21 protein-coding genes are annotated in these 16,851 nt (G+C 71.9%); 7 read left to right on the top strand and 14 right to left on the bottom strand.

Annotated elements, in window-relative coordinates; genetic code table 11:
* Positions 1 to 121: 121 nt before the first annotated feature.
* Positions 122 to 688 carry a TetR family transcriptional regulator gene (locus OG439_RS11210; protein WP_326949316.1) on the bottom strand — a complete coding sequence of 189 codons (567 nt, stop codon included), beginning with the start codon at positions 686 to 688 and terminating at the stop codon, positions 122 to 124.
* Positions 689 to 787: 99 nt separating this feature from the next.
* Between OG439_RS11210 and OG439_RS11215 the strand changes: the two genes are divergently transcribed.
* From OG439_RS11215 to OG439_RS11235, 5 genes are all read left to right on the top strand, one after another.
* Positions 788 to 1,687 (top strand): oxidoreductase, encoded by a 900-nt coding sequence (locus tag OG439_RS11215; protein WP_326949317.1) that lies wholly within the window; start codon positions 788 to 790, stop codon positions 1,685 to 1,687.
* 14 nt (positions 1,688 to 1,701) lie between these two features.
* Complete coding sequence (locus tag OG439_RS11220; protein WP_326949318.1) at positions 1,702 to 2,664, top strand: alpha/beta hydrolase; 963 nt, start codon at positions 1,702 to 1,704, stop codon at positions 2,662 to 2,664.
* A 64-nt stretch (positions 2,665 to 2,728) separates the two neighbouring features.
* Positions 2,729 to 3,121 carry an AraC family transcriptional regulator gene (locus tag OG439_RS11225; RefSeq protein WP_326949319.1) on the top strand — a complete coding sequence of 131 codons (393 nt, stop codon included), beginning with the start codon at positions 2,729 to 2,731 and terminating at the stop codon, positions 3,119 to 3,121.
* Between the two features lie 57 nt (positions 3,122 to 3,178).
* Positions 3,179 to 3,595: a VOC family protein gene (locus tag OG439_RS11230; protein WP_326949320.1), complete on the top strand. Its 417-nt coding sequence runs from the start codon at positions 3,179 to 3,181 to the stop codon at positions 3,593 to 3,595.
* A gap of 113 nt (positions 3,596 to 3,708) precedes the next feature.
* Complete coding sequence (locus tag OG439_RS11235; protein WP_326949321.1) at positions 3,709 to 4,686, top strand: YeeE/YedE thiosulfate transporter family protein; 978 nt, start codon at positions 3,709 to 3,711, stop codon at positions 4,684 to 4,686.
* Here the strand turns inward: OG439_RS11235 and OG439_RS11240 are convergent.
* The 6 genes from OG439_RS11240 to OG439_RS11265 all read right to left on the bottom strand — a co-directional run bounded on the left by OG439_RS11240 (position 4,643) and on the right by OG439_RS11265 (position 9,730).
* Complete coding sequence (locus OG439_RS11240) at positions 4,643 to 5,836, bottom strand: thioesterase domain-containing protein (protein ID WP_326949322.1); 1,194 nt, start codon at positions 5,834 to 5,836, stop codon at positions 4,643 to 4,645. The genes OG439_RS11235 and OG439_RS11240 overlap by 44 nt on opposite strands.
* 38 nt (positions 5,837 to 5,874) lie before the next feature.
* A complete protein-coding gene (locus OG439_RS11245) occupies positions 5,875 to 6,084 on the bottom strand; it encodes a hypothetical protein (protein ID WP_326949323.1) in 210 nt (69 codons plus the stop codon).
* Entirely contained in the window at positions 6,081 to 7,790 is a 1,710-nt protein-coding gene (locus tag OG439_RS11250; RefSeq protein ID WP_326949324.1) for a fatty acyl-AMP ligase, read from the bottom strand. The genes OG439_RS11245 and OG439_RS11250 overlap by 4 nt, the downstream gene beginning before the upstream one ends.
* Before the next feature lie 16 nt (positions 7,791 to 7,806).
* On the bottom strand, positions 7,807 to 8,139 hold the full coding sequence (locus OG439_RS11255; protein ID WP_326949325.1) for a hypothetical protein: 333 nt from the start codon (positions 8,137 to 8,139) through the stop codon (positions 7,807 to 7,809).
* Positions 8,140 to 8,600: 461 nt separating this feature from the next.
* Positions 8,601 to 8,936, bottom strand: coding sequence for a transcriptional regulator (locus tag OG439_RS11260; RefSeq protein ID WP_326949326.1), 336 nt, complete (start codon positions 8,934 to 8,936; stop codon positions 8,601 to 8,603).
* Entirely contained in the window at positions 8,933 to 9,730 is a 798-nt protein-coding gene (locus tag OG439_RS11265; protein ID WP_326949327.1) for a hypothetical protein, read from the bottom strand. Before OG439_RS11265 ends, OG439_RS11260 begins: the two co-directional genes overlap by 4 nt.
* 74 nt (positions 9,731 to 9,804) lie before the next feature.
* Here OG439_RS11265 and OG439_RS11270 point away from each other — a divergent pair, with 74 nt between their 5' ends.
* The gene (locus tag OG439_RS11270) at positions 9,805 to 10,221 is read left to right on the top strand and encodes a RidA family protein (RefSeq protein WP_326949328.1); all 417 of its coding nucleotides are present in this window, start codon (positions 9,805 to 9,807) and stop codon (positions 10,219 to 10,221) included.
* Here the strand turns inward: OG439_RS11270 and OG439_RS11275 are convergent.
* From OG439_RS11275 to OG439_RS11285, 3 genes are all read right to left on the bottom strand, one after another.
* Complete coding sequence (locus OG439_RS11275) at positions 10,218 to 11,213, bottom strand: YdcF family protein (protein WP_326949329.1); 996 nt, start codon at positions 11,211 to 11,213, stop codon at positions 10,218 to 10,220. The two genes, OG439_RS11270 and OG439_RS11275, sit on opposite strands and share 4 nt — an antisense overlap.
* Before the next feature lie 104 nt (positions 11,214 to 11,317).
* Positions 11,318 to 12,841: a catalase gene (locus tag OG439_RS11280; RefSeq protein WP_326949330.1), complete on the bottom strand. Its 1,524-nt coding sequence runs from the start codon at positions 12,839 to 12,841 to the stop codon at positions 11,318 to 11,320.
* Complete coding sequence (locus OG439_RS11285; RefSeq protein WP_326949331.1) at positions 12,838 to 13,275, bottom strand: Fur family transcriptional regulator; 438 nt, start codon at positions 13,273 to 13,275, stop codon at positions 12,838 to 12,840. The genes OG439_RS11280 and OG439_RS11285 overlap by 4 nt, the downstream gene beginning before the upstream one ends.
* Before the next feature lie 107 nt (positions 13,276 to 13,382).
* On the opposite strand from OG439_RS11285, the gene OG439_RS11290 reads away from it, so the two are divergent.
* Positions 13,383 to 13,742, top strand: a complete 360-nt coding sequence (locus OG439_RS11290; RefSeq protein ID WP_326949332.1) for a DNA polymerase ligase N-terminal domain-containing protein — start codon at positions 13,383 to 13,385, stop codon at positions 13,740 to 13,742.
* A gap of 272 nt (positions 13,743 to 14,014) precedes the next feature.
* Here OG439_RS11290 and OG439_RS11295 read toward each other — a convergent pair whose 3' ends face one another.
* The 4 genes from OG439_RS11295 to OG439_RS11310 form a co-directional block, all read right to left on the bottom strand.
* The gene (locus OG439_RS11295) at positions 14,015 to 14,623 is read right to left on the bottom strand and encodes a TetR/AcrR family transcriptional regulator (protein ID WP_326949333.1); all 609 of its coding nucleotides are present in this window, start codon (positions 14,621 to 14,623) and stop codon (positions 14,015 to 14,017) included.
* A gap of 12 nt (positions 14,624 to 14,635) precedes the next feature.
* Positions 14,636 to 15,028 (bottom strand): hypothetical protein, encoded by a 393-nt coding sequence (locus OG439_RS11300; RefSeq protein ID WP_326949334.1) that lies wholly within the window; start codon positions 15,026 to 15,028, stop codon positions 14,636 to 14,638.
* A 23-nt stretch (positions 15,029 to 15,051) separates the two neighbouring features.
* Positions 15,052 to 15,756, bottom strand: a complete 705-nt coding sequence (locus tag OG439_RS11305; protein WP_326949335.1) for a DUF998 domain-containing protein — start codon at positions 15,754 to 15,756, stop codon at positions 15,052 to 15,054.
* A gap of 199 nt (positions 15,757 to 15,955) precedes the next feature.
* A complete protein-coding gene (locus OG439_RS11310) occupies positions 15,956 to 16,822 on the bottom strand; it encodes an NAD(+)/NADH kinase (RefSeq protein ID WP_326949336.1) in 867 nt (288 codons plus the stop codon).
* Positions 16,823 to 16,851 lie beyond the last annotated feature (29 nt).

Below are 16,851 nucleotides of genomic sequence, written 5' to 3' on the forward strand. Positions count from 1 at the left end.
TCGCCACCGCGTCCTGACTGACGGTGTACCGCTCCGCGCGCTGCCGCAAACGGTTCAGCCGACAATCGCGGACCCGCCGTCCACATAAAGCTTTTTCGAAGAAGTGGCGGCCCTCCAACGGCTACGGCTCGACCAGCCTGCGTACGGCTTCGACGATCGTGGCCCGTCTGGCCGCGTGCTCGTGGGGGCCCAGGTCGCTGATCTCCTGGTTTTGGTGGGCCCACATCGAGGCCGTGTTGATGGTGAGCATCAGCAATTCCGGGGCGGAGAAGCGCGTGGACAGCCTGCCTTCCTCCTGGGCCTGCCGGATCGCGTCGATCTTCGCCCGGTTCGCCTTGGTGATGGCCTCGATCGCCGGCCGGCGGCCCGGCTGTTCCAGCCGGTGCCACGCGGCGAGGCGCATCACCTCCGGGTGGGCGGTCTGCCCGTCGAAGAGGGCGCCCGCGTACTCCGGCAGGTCGTCGGGGGAGAGCGGGGCCTGCTCCGTCGTCCGCACGACGACTTGGTCGAACACGGCGTGGAAGAGTTCCTCCTTGCCGCCGAAGTAGGTGTAGACGAGGCCCACGCTGCACCGGGCCCGGCCGGCGAGCCGGTCGATCCGCGCGCCGGCGATGCCGTGTTCCGCGAACTCGGCCAGCGCGGCCTCCAGCAGCGCGCGGCGCTTCGCCTCGGGATCTCGGGGTGCCATGCGTCCCAATCTATTGAGTGAACGTTCATTTGACAAGGCGGGACGGACCGTGCTTACCTGAACGTGTCGAATTGAATGAACGTTCACTTAGGAGCTGGGATGGACATCCCTTCGCAGGTCGGCAAGCGTGCGCTGGTCACCGGGGGCACCGGCGGGATCGGGTTCGAGACGGCGCTGGCGCTGGCCGGGGCCGGGGCCGAGGTGGTCGTCGCCGGCCGGGCGACGGCCAAGGTCGACCAGGCGGTCGCCGCGGTGCGCGAGGCCGTCGGCTCCGCCAAGGTGGAGGGGCTGGTGCTCGACCTGGCCTCGCTGGCCTCGATCGACGGGGCCGCCTCCGCCGTCCTCGCCGGCGGGCGGCCGCTGGACCTGCTGATCAACAACGCGGGCGTCATGGCCGTCCCCGAGCGCCGGGAGACCGCCGACGGGTTCGAGCTGACCTTCGGGACCAACCACCTCGGGCACTTCGCGCTGACCGGGCGCCTGCTGCCGGCCCTGCTGGCCGCGCCCGCGGCCCGGGTGGTGACGGTGAGCGCGAAGGTGGCGCGGAACAAGGGCGCGACGCTCGAGGATCCGCTGAGCGCGCAGTCCTACGGCTCGGGGATGGCCTCGTACACGAAGTCGAAGCTGGCGAACGTGGTCTTCACGCTGGAACTGGCGCGACGGGCGGCCGGAACCGGGATCACCGCCGTCGCCGTGCACCCGGGCACGAGCAACACGGGGCTCCAGCAGCACCTGCCGAAGTACATGCAGGTCATGGCGTCCGTGGTGCTCGAGCGATTCGTGGGCCAGAGCCCGGCTGATGCGGCCCGGCCGTCCCTCTACGCCGCGACGAACTCCGGCGTCAAGGCGGGTGACTTCGTCGTGCCGCAGGGGCGCGCCGAGCTACGCGGAGCCCCGCACGTCGCCGAGATGCCCCCGGCCGCCACCGATCCCGCCGTCGGACGTCGGTTGTGGGAACTGTCCGAACAGCTGACGCACGTCACCTACTCCTTCCAGTGAAAGGGCTTTCCGTCATGACCTTCCGGTTCGAATCCGTGCCCGAGTCCACTTTGGACCAGATGCGCGAGATCAACGCGCAGCTCGCCGCCGCCGACCTCCCGGACCCCACCACCGCCGAAGGGCTGGCGGTGATGCGCGGAACGACGTTCCAGGTGCCGGCGGCGACCGAGCTGGTTCCGTTCGACCGCACGGTCTCCGGTCCCGCGGGCGAGGCGACCGTGCGGATCATCCGGCCGGCCGGCCCGGTGACGGGCGTCGTGTTCCACGTGCACGGCGGCGGTTTTGTGCTCGGCGCGCCCGCGGACGACGACGCGATCAACGACCTGCTGGCGCGCACGGCCGGCGTCGCCGTGGTGTCCACCCGCTACCGGCTCGCACCCGAGCACACGTTTCCCGCGCCGATCGAGGACTGCCTCGCGGCAGCGGTGTGGCTGGCGGGCGCGGTGGAGGAGGAGTTCGGCACCGACCGGATCGTGGTGTCCGGGTACTCGGCGGGCGGCAACCTTGCGGCGCACACGTTGCTGCGCCTGCGAGACGGCTACCCCGAGCTGTTCGGCCGAGTCGTGGGAGCGAGCCTGGTGTTCGGCGTCTACGACCTGTCGCGGACGCCGAGTTCACGTTCGGCCACGCCGGACACCCCGGTGCTGCCGCCGCGCTGGCTGGACCAGTTCGTCGGGCTGGCGTTCCCCGAGCTGGACAAGGAGAAGCTCCGCGACAGCGCAGTCTCCCCGCTCTACGCCGACCTGCACGGAATGCCGCCGGCCCTGTTCACCGTGGGAGAACGAGACCCCCTGCTGGACGATTCGCTGTTCATGGCCGCACGCTGGCGCGCCGCGGGCGGGCAAAGCGAACTGGCGGTGTGGCCGGAGTCCCCACACGGTTTCGTCGGAATGACCCCGCCGACCGGGCTGCCGGCGCAGCACCGGATCAACGCATGGGTGAAGGCGCTGCTGAGCGAGCAGCAACCGGTCGAGTGAGAGGCGGCGCACGGGCCGCATCGGGGTCGGTGTGTCTCGGTGCGCCCGGCATAGGGTGTGCTCTGTGAGCCGGGCCGGGGAAGAGAGCAACCGTCGCCTGCTGCGCGCACGCGACACCATGGACCGGGATTACGCGAAGCCGCTGGACGTGGCCGCCTTGGCCGGGGTCGCGCACGTCTCGCCGGTGCACTTCATCCGGACCTTCCGCGCGACCTTCGGGGAAACCCCGCATCGCTACCTGCAACGCCGGCGCGTGGAGCGGGCGATGTTCCTGCTGCGCTCGGGGGATCGGAGCGTCACCGACATCTGCCTGGAGGTCGGCTTCACCAGCCTCGGGACCTTCAGCAGGACGTTCCGCGACATCGTCGGCGAGTCGCCGACGGCGTACCGGCGGCGTGGACCGGTGGCGGACGTGCCGACCTGCTTCGCCATGGCCTGGATGCGGCCGCGGGGCTGAGCGGGACGATCATTTCGGATAAGCGTCCCGGCGCGCATCTGAACTACCGTCGCCGGCATGCTCAACGCGATCACGATTTCCCAGATCTTCGTACTCGACCAGGACGAGGCGCTCGACTTCTACGTCGGCAAGCTCGGCATGGAGGTCGGCACCGACGCCGACCTCGGCTTCATGCGGTGGTTGACGATCCACGTACCCGGTCAGCCCGACCGGGAGATCCTCCTGGAGAAGCCCGGGTCGCCGAGGCTGGACGAGGCGACGGCCGAGCAGGTCCGGGACCTGCTGACCAAGGGGGCGATGGGTGGGTCGCTGTACTTCAGCAGCGACGACTGCCGCAAAACGTACGAAACGCTGCTGGCCAAGGGCGTGGAGTTCACCGACGAGCCGACCGAACGCCCGTACGGGATCGACTGCGGCCTCCGTGACCCGTTCGGCAACAGCATCCGCTTCAACCAGCCGCTGTCCGGTTCCTGACGCGGCTCACGCGGAGGGGACGGCGCGATCACCCGGATGACGACCGAGCCGGGACCGGCCGAGCCCCGAACCACCAGCGGACACCCGGAGCATGACGGAGGAGGCGACCGCCGGTGATCACGATCGCCCTGGTCACCGGTGGGGTCGCCGGCGTCGGGATGGGCTACGTGCTGCAACGCGCCCAGCTGTGCTTCCACGCCACGTTCTCCGGAGCGCTCGCGAGACGCTTCCTGCTGGCCCGCGGCTGGCTCCTGGGTGTGGCGATCAGCTCCGTGGGCCTGTCGGTGCTGTTCCTGACCCCGCTCGGCGACGGCTTGAACCGGGGCCTCCCGTTCGCGCCGGTCGCCGATGTGGTGGGCGGTGTGGTGATCGGCGTCGGGATGGCCGTCGCCGCGACGTGCGTCTCGGGGCTGTTCTTCAAGCTCGGGTCGGGCATGCTCGGCTGCCTCGCCGGACTCGGCGGCTGGGCGGCCGGTGAACTCGCCGCCCGGCAGGTGGTGCTTCCCGGGCCGACTGTCCTGCCGGTGGGAGCCGGAGCCACCTTCCCCGCCTTGCTCGGCGTCCCTCGCCTGGCGTTCGCGGTCGTGTTCCTGGCCGTCGTGGGTGTGGTCCTGTGGCGGTGGCGCGCCGCGGAGCGCCCGCGGCCGGGGCAGTGGGACTGGCCGGTCACGGGCGTCGCGCTCGGCGCGGTGACGATCGCGGGCTGGGTGCTCGCCGGCGTCGGTGGCGCGGGTTTCGGTCCCAGCACGGTCGGCGCGGTGGCCGGCTTTGCCGCCGGTGCGCCGAACTGGTGGCTGACGGCGTTCCTGCTGGGCATCGTCGTGGGCGCCGCGGTCGCCGCGCGGGTAAGCGGCGAGTTCCACGTCCGCGGCGAACGTCCCGTCCGCTACGTCCGGCTGGTCGCCGGCGGCTTCCTGCTCGGTGCGGGTGGCTGGATCGCCGGTGGCTGCAACCTGGGTCACGGGCTCTCGGGCGTCGCGCAGCTCAACGTGGCGTCGTGGGTCGTCGTGGCCGCCATCGTCGCCGGGATCGCGCTCGCCCGCGCCGTCAACCGCGCTGCCGCAGCAGGCCCGCCAGGTGCCGCGCGATGACGTCGACGTGCGGCGGGTCCACGACCGACAGGTGGTGCGCGGGCACCGGCACGATCTCCAGCCGCGGGCACAGGTCCGCCCAGCCCGCCGCGGCGTCGGTGCGGGAGTACCGCGGTTCCATGGCCAGCCCGGCGGCGTACGGCTCGGTCGCCCGGTAGAGCACGACCCGGCCGTCGTAGGGTGGCGGCACCGCGCGTTCGGCGGCGAGAGTGTCCAAAAAGGACTGACGCTGGTGCCGCAGCACGCCGGGGCCGAGCAGCCCGGCCTCGGCGACCCGTCGCACGGTCAGTTCGATCTGCTCCTCTTCGGGCAGCGGCGCGAGCTCGTCGTGACCGAGGCGGACGGCCCGGCCGTAGGTGCCTTCGACGTACCCGGTGAACCGCAGGAACCGCCGCGCCGACGACGCCCGCGGGTCGAGGTCCGGTTCCGGCAGCGGCAGCGTGGTGTCGATGAGCGCGACGAGGTCGACGTCCGCGCCCTCCTCGGCGAGCCGCGCGGCGACGCCGTAGGCCAGCGTCCCGCCGAACGACCAGCCGGCCAGCCGGTAGGGCCCGTCCCGCTGGGCCTCGCGGACCAGCGGCAGCAGCCGGTCGACGCGCTCCGCGACGCTGCCGCCGGGGACGCGTTCGAAGCCGACGCACGGCAGCGCTTCAGGCAGCCGCTCCAGCAGCGGCCGGTAGACCGTGCACGTGCTCCCGCCGGGGTGGAGCAGCAGCAGCGGCGCGACGCCGGCGGTCCCGCGCGCGAGGACGTGGACGGGCCCGCGTTCCTCCCGGGTGTCGAGGACGGCCCGCGCGACGTCGGCGACGGCGGCCAGGGAGTCGTGCTGCAGCAGGTCGGCGGCGTCGACCGGGGTGTCCAGCTCGGCCGTGAGCCCGTCGGCGAGCAGCCGGGCGAGGCGTGCGGGCCGGTCGGTGCCGGACAGCAGGACGTGTGTGCCGCTCGGCTCGGACCCGGTGTGCGCCGCCCACAGCCGCAGGACCAGCCGGTCGGCGGCGTCCCAGGCGCGCCCGCGCGCCGGTCGCGGGGACTCGCCTTGCCGGAGCGCGAGATCGCGGTTGAGGTCGGCGAGGGTGACGGCCCGCAGGACGGCGGCGGCGAGGCCGGGCTCCGCGCGTGGTGCCGGCCCGAGCGGGCCCGGTGGCGCCACGGCGGGCACGGTTCCGGACCCCGATCCGGAACCGCGGTTCAGCTCGGCAGGCCCCCCCCGGCCGTCGAGGTGAACCAGCGCCGCTCGTGGCGCCACCGCATCGGCGGGACGTCCACCAGCCGGGCCCCGTCGCGCGGCCCCGCGCACGTGGCCGGGGCGACGTCGGGCTCGCCGCCGGTGCGGCTGCGGGCGAGGTGGTCGATGGCCGGGCTGTCCCGCGGCAGCGCGTCGGGCGAGAGGTTTCTCATCGCACCAAGGCCTTTCCGTACGCGTGGGCGAGGTAGCGGTCGCGGCAGGCGCTGCGGGCGATCTTGCCGCTGGACGTCCGCGGGACCTGGCCCTGCGGCACGAGGACGACGTCGCGCAGCGCCAGGCCGTGCGCGGCGGTCACGAGCCGCCGGACCGTCGCGGTCAGGTCCCGTTCGGACTGCTCGGACAGCTCGGCGTGGTCGCGGTGCTCCGCGACGACGACTGCGCCCTCGGTGTCAGCCGCCGCGACGGCGAACGCGGCCACGCTGCCCGGGCGGATCGCCTGGTTCGCGCCCGCGACGGTCGCCTCGACGTCCTGCGGGTAGTGGTTGCGGCCGTCGACGACGACGAGGTCCTTGAGCCGGCCGGCGATGTAGAGCGCGCCGTCGTGCCGGACGCCGAGGTCGCCGGTGCGCAGCCACGGACCGGTGGGCAGCCCGGGGTGGTCGCCGGTCAGCCGGGCGCCGAAGGTTTCCGTGCTGTCGATCGGCTGCTGCCAGTACCCGTCGCCGACGTTGGGGCCGTGGACCCAGATCTCGCCGACCGCCCCGTCCGGGAGCGCGACGGCGGTGTCCGGGTCGACGAGTGCCACGTGCTGCCCCGCCGGCGCACCGCAGGCGACCAGCCGGACGCCGTCACCCGCCTCGACCGCGACGCCCTCGCCGAGCGCGTCGCGGTCGAACGTCGTGACGCGCGGAGCGGCGTCGGCGGTGGTCACGAAGACGGTCGCCTCGGCCAGGCCGTAGGACGGGCGCGTCTGCCGCGGCCGGTAGCCGGCGACGGCGAAGGCCGCGTGGAAGCGGTCGAGGAAGTCCGGGTTGATCGGCTCGGCCCCGTTGATGATCCCGGCGACGCCGCCGAGGCGCAGCCGGGCGCGGTCGGTTTCCCGCACGCGGCTCGCGCAGTAGCGGAAGGCGAAGTTCGGCGCGGCGGTCCACGAGCCGGGCCGGTCACCGAGCAGTTCCAGCCAGCGGATCGGGCGTTCGATGAAGGCCAGCGGGTCCATCAGCACTGAGCGCAGGCCCAGCACCAGCGGCGTGATCAGGCCGAGGACCAGGCCCATTTCGTGGAACAGCGGCAGCCACGAGACCGTCGTGGCCTCCTGGGGGTCGAGGCCGAGCCCGCGGGTGGCCTGCCGCACGTTGGCGAGCACGTTCGCGTGGGTCAGCACCACGCCGGCGGGAGAGCGGGTGGAGCCGCACGTGTACTGCAGGTACGCGACGTCGCTTGCCTTCGCTTCCGGGGCGGGCCGGGTCCGGACCGCGTCGACGCGGTCGACGGCCACGACCTCCACGCCGGCTCCGAGCAGTTCCTCGACGGCGGCCCGCGCGGCGGACGTCGTGACGACGGCCGCGGGCGCGCAGTCGGCGAGCACCGCGGTGAGCCGCCCGGCGCGCCCGGGCAGGCCGGGGGCGAACAGCGGCACGGCGATCGCGCCCGCGGCGATCGCGGCGAGGAACCCGACGACGTAGTCGATGCCCTGCGGGCAGAGCACGGCCACCCGGTCGCCGGGCCGGACCGGCAGCGCGCCCGCCGCGGCGTCGACGCGCCGGGCCAACTCCCGCCAGGTGAGGGTCCGCCGCCCGTCGCGGTCGCCGCTGAAGTCGGCGAAGGTCAGCGCGGGGTCGTCGGCCTTGACCGTCGCCCAGTGCCGCAGGCACGCGATCAGGGTGTCACCCGCCGGGCTTTCCGGGGCCAGGTTCATGGGGTTCTCCTCCGGTCTAACGGCCCAGCCGCAGCGTCGCGTGCTGCCACGCGGTGACGGCCGGGGTGTCGAGGTCGGTGGCTCCGGCGACGGTGCGCAGCCGCGGCAGAACCTGTTGGTAGGAAAGGGTTCTCGCGCTGGCGACGTCGAAGGTGTCGCGTGGCGCGAGCGGAACCACGCCGGGTGGCAGCGGAACGGACACGGGAACAGTGGGCGGAAGCGAAACCGGAGGCATTGTTTCCGGTTTCCCCGCCGAGCCGGAAATGGTCCCGGCCGCGGCGGCGATAATCAGCAGGGCCGCGACGCGCGCCAGCGGAAAACGGGACGGGCGACGAATTCGGGCAGTCATGGACACGCCCTTTCCGGTGGATTCGAGGGTTCGCGGTCCCGCGGTGGAACGGCGTGTGCGGTGGCCGTCGGCCCGGCGGCACGGGGCGAACGCTACGACAAGTAATCGGTTACCGGAAGAGTGTCAAGAAAACGTAAAAGCTATTCATCTACTGGGGGTGACCTGCGAAATCGCCGTGATTCGGCTGGTGAAGCGCAAGGGTTACCCGTGGGTACGACGACGGTGATCACCGTGGGTGATCGCAGGCCCACCCGCGTGGGGGAGTGTTCGCTTTCTGTCCTCTCTCCTCCATATTGTCCGACCGAGTGGCGGGCAAGACAATTGCTGCCCCGGCCGGCTTGTATGCATGTCTCGGACGTTTTACGGGTGATCGCCGTCACTTTTCGAATTCGATCGATCGACCGGAGAAGGAATACGCATGCGCAGGAATCGCCCGCCGGCGGGCGCCGCGGCGCCCAGTACTAAGTGGTCCGCGGCCGGATCGCCGGGATGGCTCCCTCGACGGCGGCCACCAGGGCTCGCAGCGCCGCCAGCTCCGCGGCGAGGGCCTTGCGGCCCGCCGGGCTGATCGAGATCCACGTCCGCGGGCGCTTGCCCTCGTAGCCCTTCTCGACGTCGATCAGGCCGGCCTCGTCGAGGATCGTGACGTGCCGGGACAGGTTCCCGGCCGTCATGTCCAGGGTCCGGCGCAGGTAACCGAAGTCGACCTGGCCCGCCTCGGCGGCGATGGTCAGGATGCCGAGCCGGTGGCGCTGGTGCACGGTCTCGTCGAGGCCCGCGGCGGGGTGGTCGCTCACGCGCGTGCCCCTCGCTCGTGGAACCACGCCACGACGCCGCCCGCGACCAGGATGAGGCCCGGCAGCAGCGAGCTCCTGAACACGTGCGCCGTTTCGTAGTGCGCGAAAACGCCGAGGTTCGCCAGCAGGGCCGAGGCGGCGAAGAGACCGGTGATCACGCCCAGCAGCCTGCTCCGCTCCAGCCACGCCAGCCCGATCAGGCCGAGCCCGATGGTGACGAGCGACGCGTAGGGCCGGTAGGGCGCGAACCGGAGGTCGAGCGCACTCAGTGCGACGAGGCCGGACAGCACGGCGGCGGCCGTGACGACGCCCCGGGCGGTGCGGCCCGTGAGGGCGGACCGCAGCCACAGCAGGCCACCCAGCACCACGGTGGCGACGATCATGACGGGCCCGAGGACGGGCCCCTGGGCGTACGGCGACCGCGCGACCCGGTAGGCGAAGGACGCCACCACCGGCATGCCGAGACAGATCGCGACGACCCCGGTGAAGCCGACGGCGAGGTGGGCGCCGATGGGCGTCCGCACCCCGCGACGCCGGCCGCGGTGGAGGTACCAGCCCGCCGTGGCGAGGAACCCGCCGGTCGCCGCGACCAGCCAGTACAGGTCGAGGGGTGTGCCGAACCAGACGCCGGCGACGCCGAAGAGTGCCGGTCCGCCGGACGGCCACAGCGGGGCGAGCAGCACGAGCACGCCGAACAGCAGCACCGGCGGCACGTACGCGTGCCGGTCCACTCGGGTCCGCGTCTTGAGGCGAGTCAGCTCGTCGAGCAGGACGGCCGGCGGCAGGTCGGTCACGCGGTCCCCACTTCGTAACTAGTTTATTTGGCAAACCAGATCCGGCGGTGAACCTACCATGCGATCATGGCCGGATGAAGCCACGCCGCTGGAATCCGGAGACCGTCGCGCCGCCGCTGGGCCGCTACAGCCACCTGGCCGAGGTGCCGCCGGGGCACCGGCTGGTGTTCGTCTCGGGGCAGCTCGGCGTTCTCCCGGACGGGACCCTCGCCGGACCGGACGCCGAGACGCAGGCGCGGCAGATCTTCGTCAACCTCGGGACCCTGCTGGCCGCGCAGGGTGCCGGGCCCGAGCACCTGGTGAAACTGCTGACCCTGGTGTCCGGCACGGACCACCTGCCCGGCTACCGGGCCGCGCAGGCCGAGGCGTTCGCGAAGTGGTTCCCGGACGGCGACTTCCCGGCCCAGTCGCTGGCCGTGGTGGCTGCCCTGGCGGGGCCGGACTACACGGCGGAGGTGGAAGCGGTCGCGGCCGTCCCGGCGGGGGACTAGACGACGGCGAGTGCGACGCCCGCCCCGGTGATCAGGACGCACGCCGCGATCGTCGTGCGGCGGTAGTGCAGGATCAGCGCCGCGAACTCACGCAGCAGGGCGCTCGGCAGGAAATAGCTCGCGGTGGGGGAGCCGGTCGCGTGGATCGGCAGCCCGAGGCGGCGGCACTCCACCGCCGTGCGGAAGACGTGGTAGTTGCTCGTCACGGCCAACACACGGCCCGCCCGATCGGACTGGGGAAGCAGCGCCGCCGACAGCCGCAGGTTCTCTTCGGTCGTCGTCGCCTGGTCCTCGCGGCGGATCCGGTCCTCCGGGACGCCGCGCTCGCGCAGGTAGCCGTGCATCGCGTCGGCCTCCGTGACGCTCTCGCCCGGGCCCTTCCCGCCGGAGACGACCAGCAGCGGCGGGTGCGCGGGTTCCCGTTCGTAGAGCCGGATCGCGCGGTCGAGGCGGCCGGCGAGCAGCGGCGGGACGCGGTCGCCGGCGAGCCCGCAGCCGAGGACGATGATCGCCTCGACGTCCCGGTGGCGCCCGACCCGGCTGTAGAGCACGGAGTAGACCAGCAGCGACGCGAGCAGGAACCCGAAGTAGCTCGTGAGCACGATGGCGATCGCCACGAGCGCCGTGCCCCAGCGGCCGAGCGGGACGAAGAAGAGCACTTCGAGCGTGATCAGCCCGGCGCCGAGGGCCAGCGACAGCAGGTTCCCCTTGCTGCGGCCTTCCTTCCGCCACATCTGCGCGCCGTTGAAGATCAGCGCGGCGGGCAGCACCAGCGCGACGATCACCGCGATCGCCGCCAGCAGCACGGCCACCACCGGGGTCAGCCACTCCAGGTGCAGGGCCTCGCGCAGCAGCCAGGCGCCGGTCAGCAGCAACGCGACCCCGAGCCAGACGGCGTTCCCGAGCCGGCGCGGTTCACGCGCGAGCCGGATCAGGAAGACGAGCAGTGCGACCCCGGCGGCCAAGGGCAGCGCGGCTCCGGCGAAGTTCACCCGGCCTCCCCTGACTGTTCCCCCACGAGGAAGTCAACGTAGCCGAGGGACTTCGGGGCCGCGAACCGGGGCGAGTCACCCGGGAGAGTGACTCGCCCCGTTCGTCAGGCCTTCTTCTGCATGCTCGACCGGGCGGGGTTCGCCTGCTTCGCCGCCTTCGGGTCCTTCTCGTCGGCCTTCGCGCGGACGCCCGACTCGATCCGGTCGCCGATGTCCTTGTCGACGTTGCGCCAGTAGTCGAAGGCGCGCTGCAGCACCGGCTCGGTCACGCCGTTCAGCAGGTGACCCACGACGTTGTCGACGAACCGCTCGCGGCCGGCGTCGTCGAAGACCTCACGGATCATCGTGCCGGCCTGGCCCCAGTCGTCGTCCTCCTCGCGCAGCGTGTACGCGGTGCGGACCATGTCGCCGTCGGTGTGCCAGCCCGCGGGCTGGCCGTACTTCGCGACGTCGGCGTGCGGGCCGCCCTTCGAGTTCGGCGCGTACACCGGGTCGGCGACCTTGGTGTAGCGCATCGCGCCGTCCTTGCTGTAGCTGTGCACCGGCGACACGGGCGCGTTGACCGGCAGCTGCTTGTAGTTCGCGCCGATCCGGTAGCGGTGCGCGTCCGGGTAGGAGAACAGCCGGCCCAGCAGCATCTTGTCCGGGCTCGCGCCGATCCCCGGCACCAGGTTGCTCGGCTCGAACGCGGCCTGCTCGATCTCGGTGTGGTGGTCGGTCGGGTTCCGGTCGAGCGTCATCCGGCCGACGTCGATGAGCGGGTAGTCGGCGTGCGGCCACACCTTCGTGAGGTCGAACGGGTTGAACCGGTAGGTCTTGGCGTCCTCGAACGGCATGACCTGGACCTTGAGCGTCCAGCTGGGATGGTCGCCGGCCTCGATCGACTCGTACAGGTCGCGCGTGTGGTAGTCGGTGTCGGCGGCGGCCATCTGGTCGGCCTCGTCCTGGGTGAAGGTCTCGACGCCCTGGTCGGTCTTGAAGTGGTACTTCACCCAGAAGCGTTCACCACCGGCGTTGACCCACATGTAGGTGTGCGAGCTGTAGCCGTTCATGTGGCGCCAGGTCCGCGGGATGCCGCGGTCGCCCATCAGCCACGTCACCTGGTGCGCCGACTCCGGTGACAGCGTCCAGAAGTCCCACTGCATGTCGTGGTCGCGCAGGTTGTTGTCGGCGCGGCGCTTCTGCGAGCGGATGAAGTGCTGGAACTTCAACGGGTCGCGCAGGAAGAACACCGGGGTGTTGTTCCCGACCATGTCGTAGTTGCCTTCGCTGGTGTAGAACTTGACCGCGAAGCCGCGCGGGTCGCGCCAGGTGTCGGGGCTGCCCCGCTCGCCGGCGACGGTGGAGAACCGGATCAGCAGGTCGGTCTTCGTCCCCGGCTGGAACACCGCGGCCTTCGTGTACGCGCTGACGTCGCCGGTCACCTCGAACCGCCCGAAGGCGCCACTGCCCTTGGCGTGCGGCTGCCGCTCGGGGACGCGCTCGCGGTTGAACTGCGCCATCTGCTCGATGAGGTAGTTGTCGTGCAGCAGGATCGGGCCGTCCGCCCCGACGGTGAGCGAGTGTTCGTCGCTTTCGACGGGGATGCCGGCGTCGGTGGTGGTCGGTTCGGGATGGATCTGCGTCACTGCGGTCCTCTTTCTGCGTGGTGGTTCGCGGTGCACCCGGGGCAGAAGCCCCAGAACACCACTTCCGCCTCGTCGATGGTGAAGCCGTGCCCGGTGCCGGGGGTGAGGCAGGGTGTGGCGCCGACCGCGCAGTCGACGTCCTCGGTCCGCCCGCACCCGCGGCACACGACGTGGTGGTGGTTGTCCCCGGCTCGCCGCTCGAACCGGGCGGGGTGCCCCGGCAGCTCGATCCGCCGGATCAGGCCGGCTTCCGTGCACGCGCCCAGGACGTCGTAGATCGCCTGGGTGGACACGGAGTCCAACATGGCGCGGACGCCGGTGCCGATGGCGTCCACAGTGGAATGAGGGTGCTGCGCCAGCCAGGTCAGCACCGCCCGCCGGGGCGCGGTTACCCGCAGACCCGCCGCTCGTAACATGCCGGCCGCATCGCTCATGACTCCCCACCGTGCGCCTGTTTCTGGACTGGGTCAAGTCCACGGAAGGACGGTTTCGAAGGGGTGAAACCGGGTACACGCCAGGAACTTCTGGCATCGTGAGCGGGATGGAAGACCCGCGCCCGGCGTTCGTGCTGCACGAGCACTGGCGGCCCCGGCACCACTTCGACCTGCGCTTGGAGGAGAACGGCGTACTGCGGTCGTGGGCCGTCCCGCGCGGCCTGCCCGCCACCGCGGGCGGCAACCGCCTCGCGATCGCCGTCCCCGACCACGCGCTCGACCACCTCGGCTACGAGGACGAGCACAAGAAGGTCGCCGACACCGGCTGGTGGGAGGAGCACGACCGCACGCCCAAGCGAATGCTGTTCACGTTGCACGGCCGGGAAGGTGACGTCCGTTACGCGTTGATCGACACGGGCCGCGACTGGCTGCTGCACCGGACCAAGGAACAGCCCGCGCGGAGCTAGGCTCGCTTCAGAAGTGGGTTCTCAGCGGCTTCGGCTGAGGGGTAATCTTGCCGGCGGCTGCAATCCCGGTGCTGCAAAGACGGGCGATCGGGTGCCGGATACCGGGAGTTTCCGTCACTCGCGCCCGTACCGAGCTTTGGTGAAACCCCGCACGGTGCGGGCTCTCGGTTCGCCGAGAGTAACGGCTGGTCATAGCCATTCGTCGATGCAGGCGATGGCTTCGTAGCGGACAGCGGCTTCGGCTCTGCTTCAGTGCCGCTCACTGAGCCCGCCTAGCCCGGCAGCCCCTTCTCGATGAGCGAGAAACAGGCGTCGATCCAGGTCGCGGCGCCGTCGTCGGGGATGCGGCCGCGGACGTCGGAGCTGGTCAGCACCCGGAACGGGGTGATCAGCAACGCCGCCGCCGCGCGCGTCGCCGGGTCGAACGGGGAGCCGCCCGCCTCGGCCGCGAGCGTGGCCGCGAGGCGCTGCTCGTAGCGTTCCCACATCAGCTGCAGCCGGCTGTGCAGCGCCGGGTTCTCGCCGATCAGCCGCGCGAACGCGACGATGCCCTCGGCGTCGTCGCCGGGCAGCGTCTCGTCGATGAGCTCGTGGGCCAGGCGGCGGACGGCTTCGGCGGGCGAGGTGCCCGCCGGGCGATCGGCCAGCCGCTGCTCGATCCGGTCGAGCAGGGAGTACTCGTCGGCGAAGACGAGGTCCTCCTTGCTGTCGAAGTAGACGAACAACGTCTTCACCGACACGTCGGACGCCCCGGCGACCTCGGCCACGGTCACCTGGTCGAAGCCGCGCTCCCGGAACATCCGCTCGGCGTTGGCGGCCAGCGTCTCGCGGGTCAGGCGCTTCTTGCGCTCCCGCAGTCCTTCGCGCGGCTCCTCGGTCATGCCCTCACCCTTTCACAGGCGGCCGGAAACGATCAGTACTCGGGCGCTTCGGCCGTGCCGTCGGCGATTTCGCGCATCTCTTCCGACAGCGGCTTCCCGCATGACCAGCGCGAGCACCAGCATGACGGCCGCGATCGGGACGGTGCCGAGGAAGACGACCGAGAAGCCGTGCGCGGTGGCCGCGCCGGCCGCGGTGAGGATCGCGCCGAACACCGCGGCGCCGAACCCGCCGCCGACGCTCTTGAAGAAGTTCGGCGCGCCGGTCGCGACGCCGAAGTCCCGGTAGGCGACGGCGTTCTGCCCGGCCGGCAGCGAAACCCGGACGAAGAACCCGATCCCGGCGCCGGCCAGGACCAGCGGCGCGATCAGCCACGGCGAGGACGGCGCCGCCGCGAGCCACGCCATCGACGGGCCGACCAGCAGGGCGTCTAGCGTGCCGCAGGCGATAGCGTAAGTGGCTTACGCTTTGTGGGCGCAGTCGCCGCGCGGTGTGCCCAGACGCCGAGGACGGCGAGCAGGGCGATCTCCAGGAGCATCATCAGGCGTTCGACCAGGCCGGTCGCCACGGTCGGCAGGTGGCCGCCGAGCACGACGTTCACCGCGAACGGGACGATGAACGGCAGGTAGAACGGGATCGCGGCCAGCGCCAGCCGGCGCGACCAGGTGGCGAACCGGCGCCAGCGCGGGTCGTCGCGGTGCCGCCGGCCCAGCGCCCAGCCGACGACGGGCAGGCTGAGGCACGTCACGGCGGAGGCGTAGAGGTGGATCTTGCCGGTGGTCGTGATCGCCCCGCCTTGCGGATCCTTCGCGAAGATCGCGACGGTGAGCAGGCTGACGCACCAGAGGGCTTTCGCGGCGACGAGCGCCGGGTTGGCCAGCAGCCCGCGACGGTAGAGCGCGACGAGCAGCAACGCCGAGCCGGTGCTGGTGAGGATCAGCGCACCGTCCCACATCCAGCGGCCGGGAACCAGGGCGTAGTCACTGAGCATCGCGGTGACCGGATCGAGCGGCGCGAGCCGCCGATCGAGGTGCAGCACAGCGAGCAGGACGACGGCCGCGGCGAACGCGGCTTGCGCACCGGGCACGAGCAGCCGGGCGCGAAGGGAAAGGTGGGTCGGTGCGGGGGCCAGCATGCCTAGGTTCACTCCGGGGACGCTCAACGGGTTCAGGCGAAGTCGGCGACGCTACCCGTGACCATTCCGTGACCATCGCAGACGCGCCCACGCTGTGACGCACCCCACGCTCCAGTGCCTCGGCCCGACCCCAAGCGGCACTTTCACGTGAAAGTGCCGCTTTGTTCCGCAAACTTGCACTTTCCCCAGGAAAGATGCGTCAGTGGTCGCCGTCCTGGGGGATCTCGGCCGAGTCCGTCAGGCGCAGCTTGCGGCGCGCCCGCTGGTAGAACGTCGTCATGCCGAGGCGGACCACCCGGGCCGCGCTCGGGCGGCCTCGCAGGTCCAGGCGGTCGCCCGGGTTGACGTAGCCCGCGACCTGGCCGTCCACCTCCACCGCGAGGCGGCCGCTCGTCGGGAGGACCTCCAGCGCCACCGTGTCGTGCACCGAGAGCACCACGCCCCGGCTGTACGCCGAGTGCGGCGCCGCCGGCGTCACCAGCAGGGCCTCCACCGACGGGCTCGTGATCGGGCCGCCCGCGGAGAAGCTGTACGCCGTCGAACCGGTCGGGGTCGCGACGATCACCGCGTCCGCCGAGTAGCTCACGAACGGCTGGCCGTTGACGCGCACCGCGACGACCGCGCTGCCGTCGCCGGGGACGCGGACCACCGCGATGTCGTTGAACGCCGTGATCCGCTGGCCGTCGAACACGGCGTCGACGGCGAGGCGCGGCTCCACCGTGAACTCGTTGCCGTCGATGGCCGACAGCGCGTCCGGCAGGTCCGGCACGTCGACCTCGGCGAGGAACCCGAGCTTGCCCAGGTTCACCCCGAGCACCGGCGCGCGCTGCCCGTCGGCCAGCCGCATGGCGCGCAGCATCGTGCCGTCGCCGCCCAGGCTGACCAGCAGGTCCGAGCGGCGGCCCAGCTCCTCCGACGTCACGCCGACGGCGGCGCACTTCAGCCGGACGATCTCGTCGGCGATGCCGAGGATCTCGATGCCGCGGTTCCCGGCCCAGCCGAGCACCGCCTCGACGGCGGCCGCGGAGTCGCGGCGGGGGTGCAGGACCAGGCCCGCGCTGTGCATCAGCGGGCCCGGCGGGGCGAAGGCGTCAT

Origin of the sequence: Amycolatopsis sp. NBC_01307 (assembly GCF_035975215.1) — a bacterium.
Taxonomy (GTDB): domain Bacteria; phylum Actinomycetota; class Actinomycetes; order Mycobacteriales; family Pseudonocardiaceae; genus Amycolatopsis.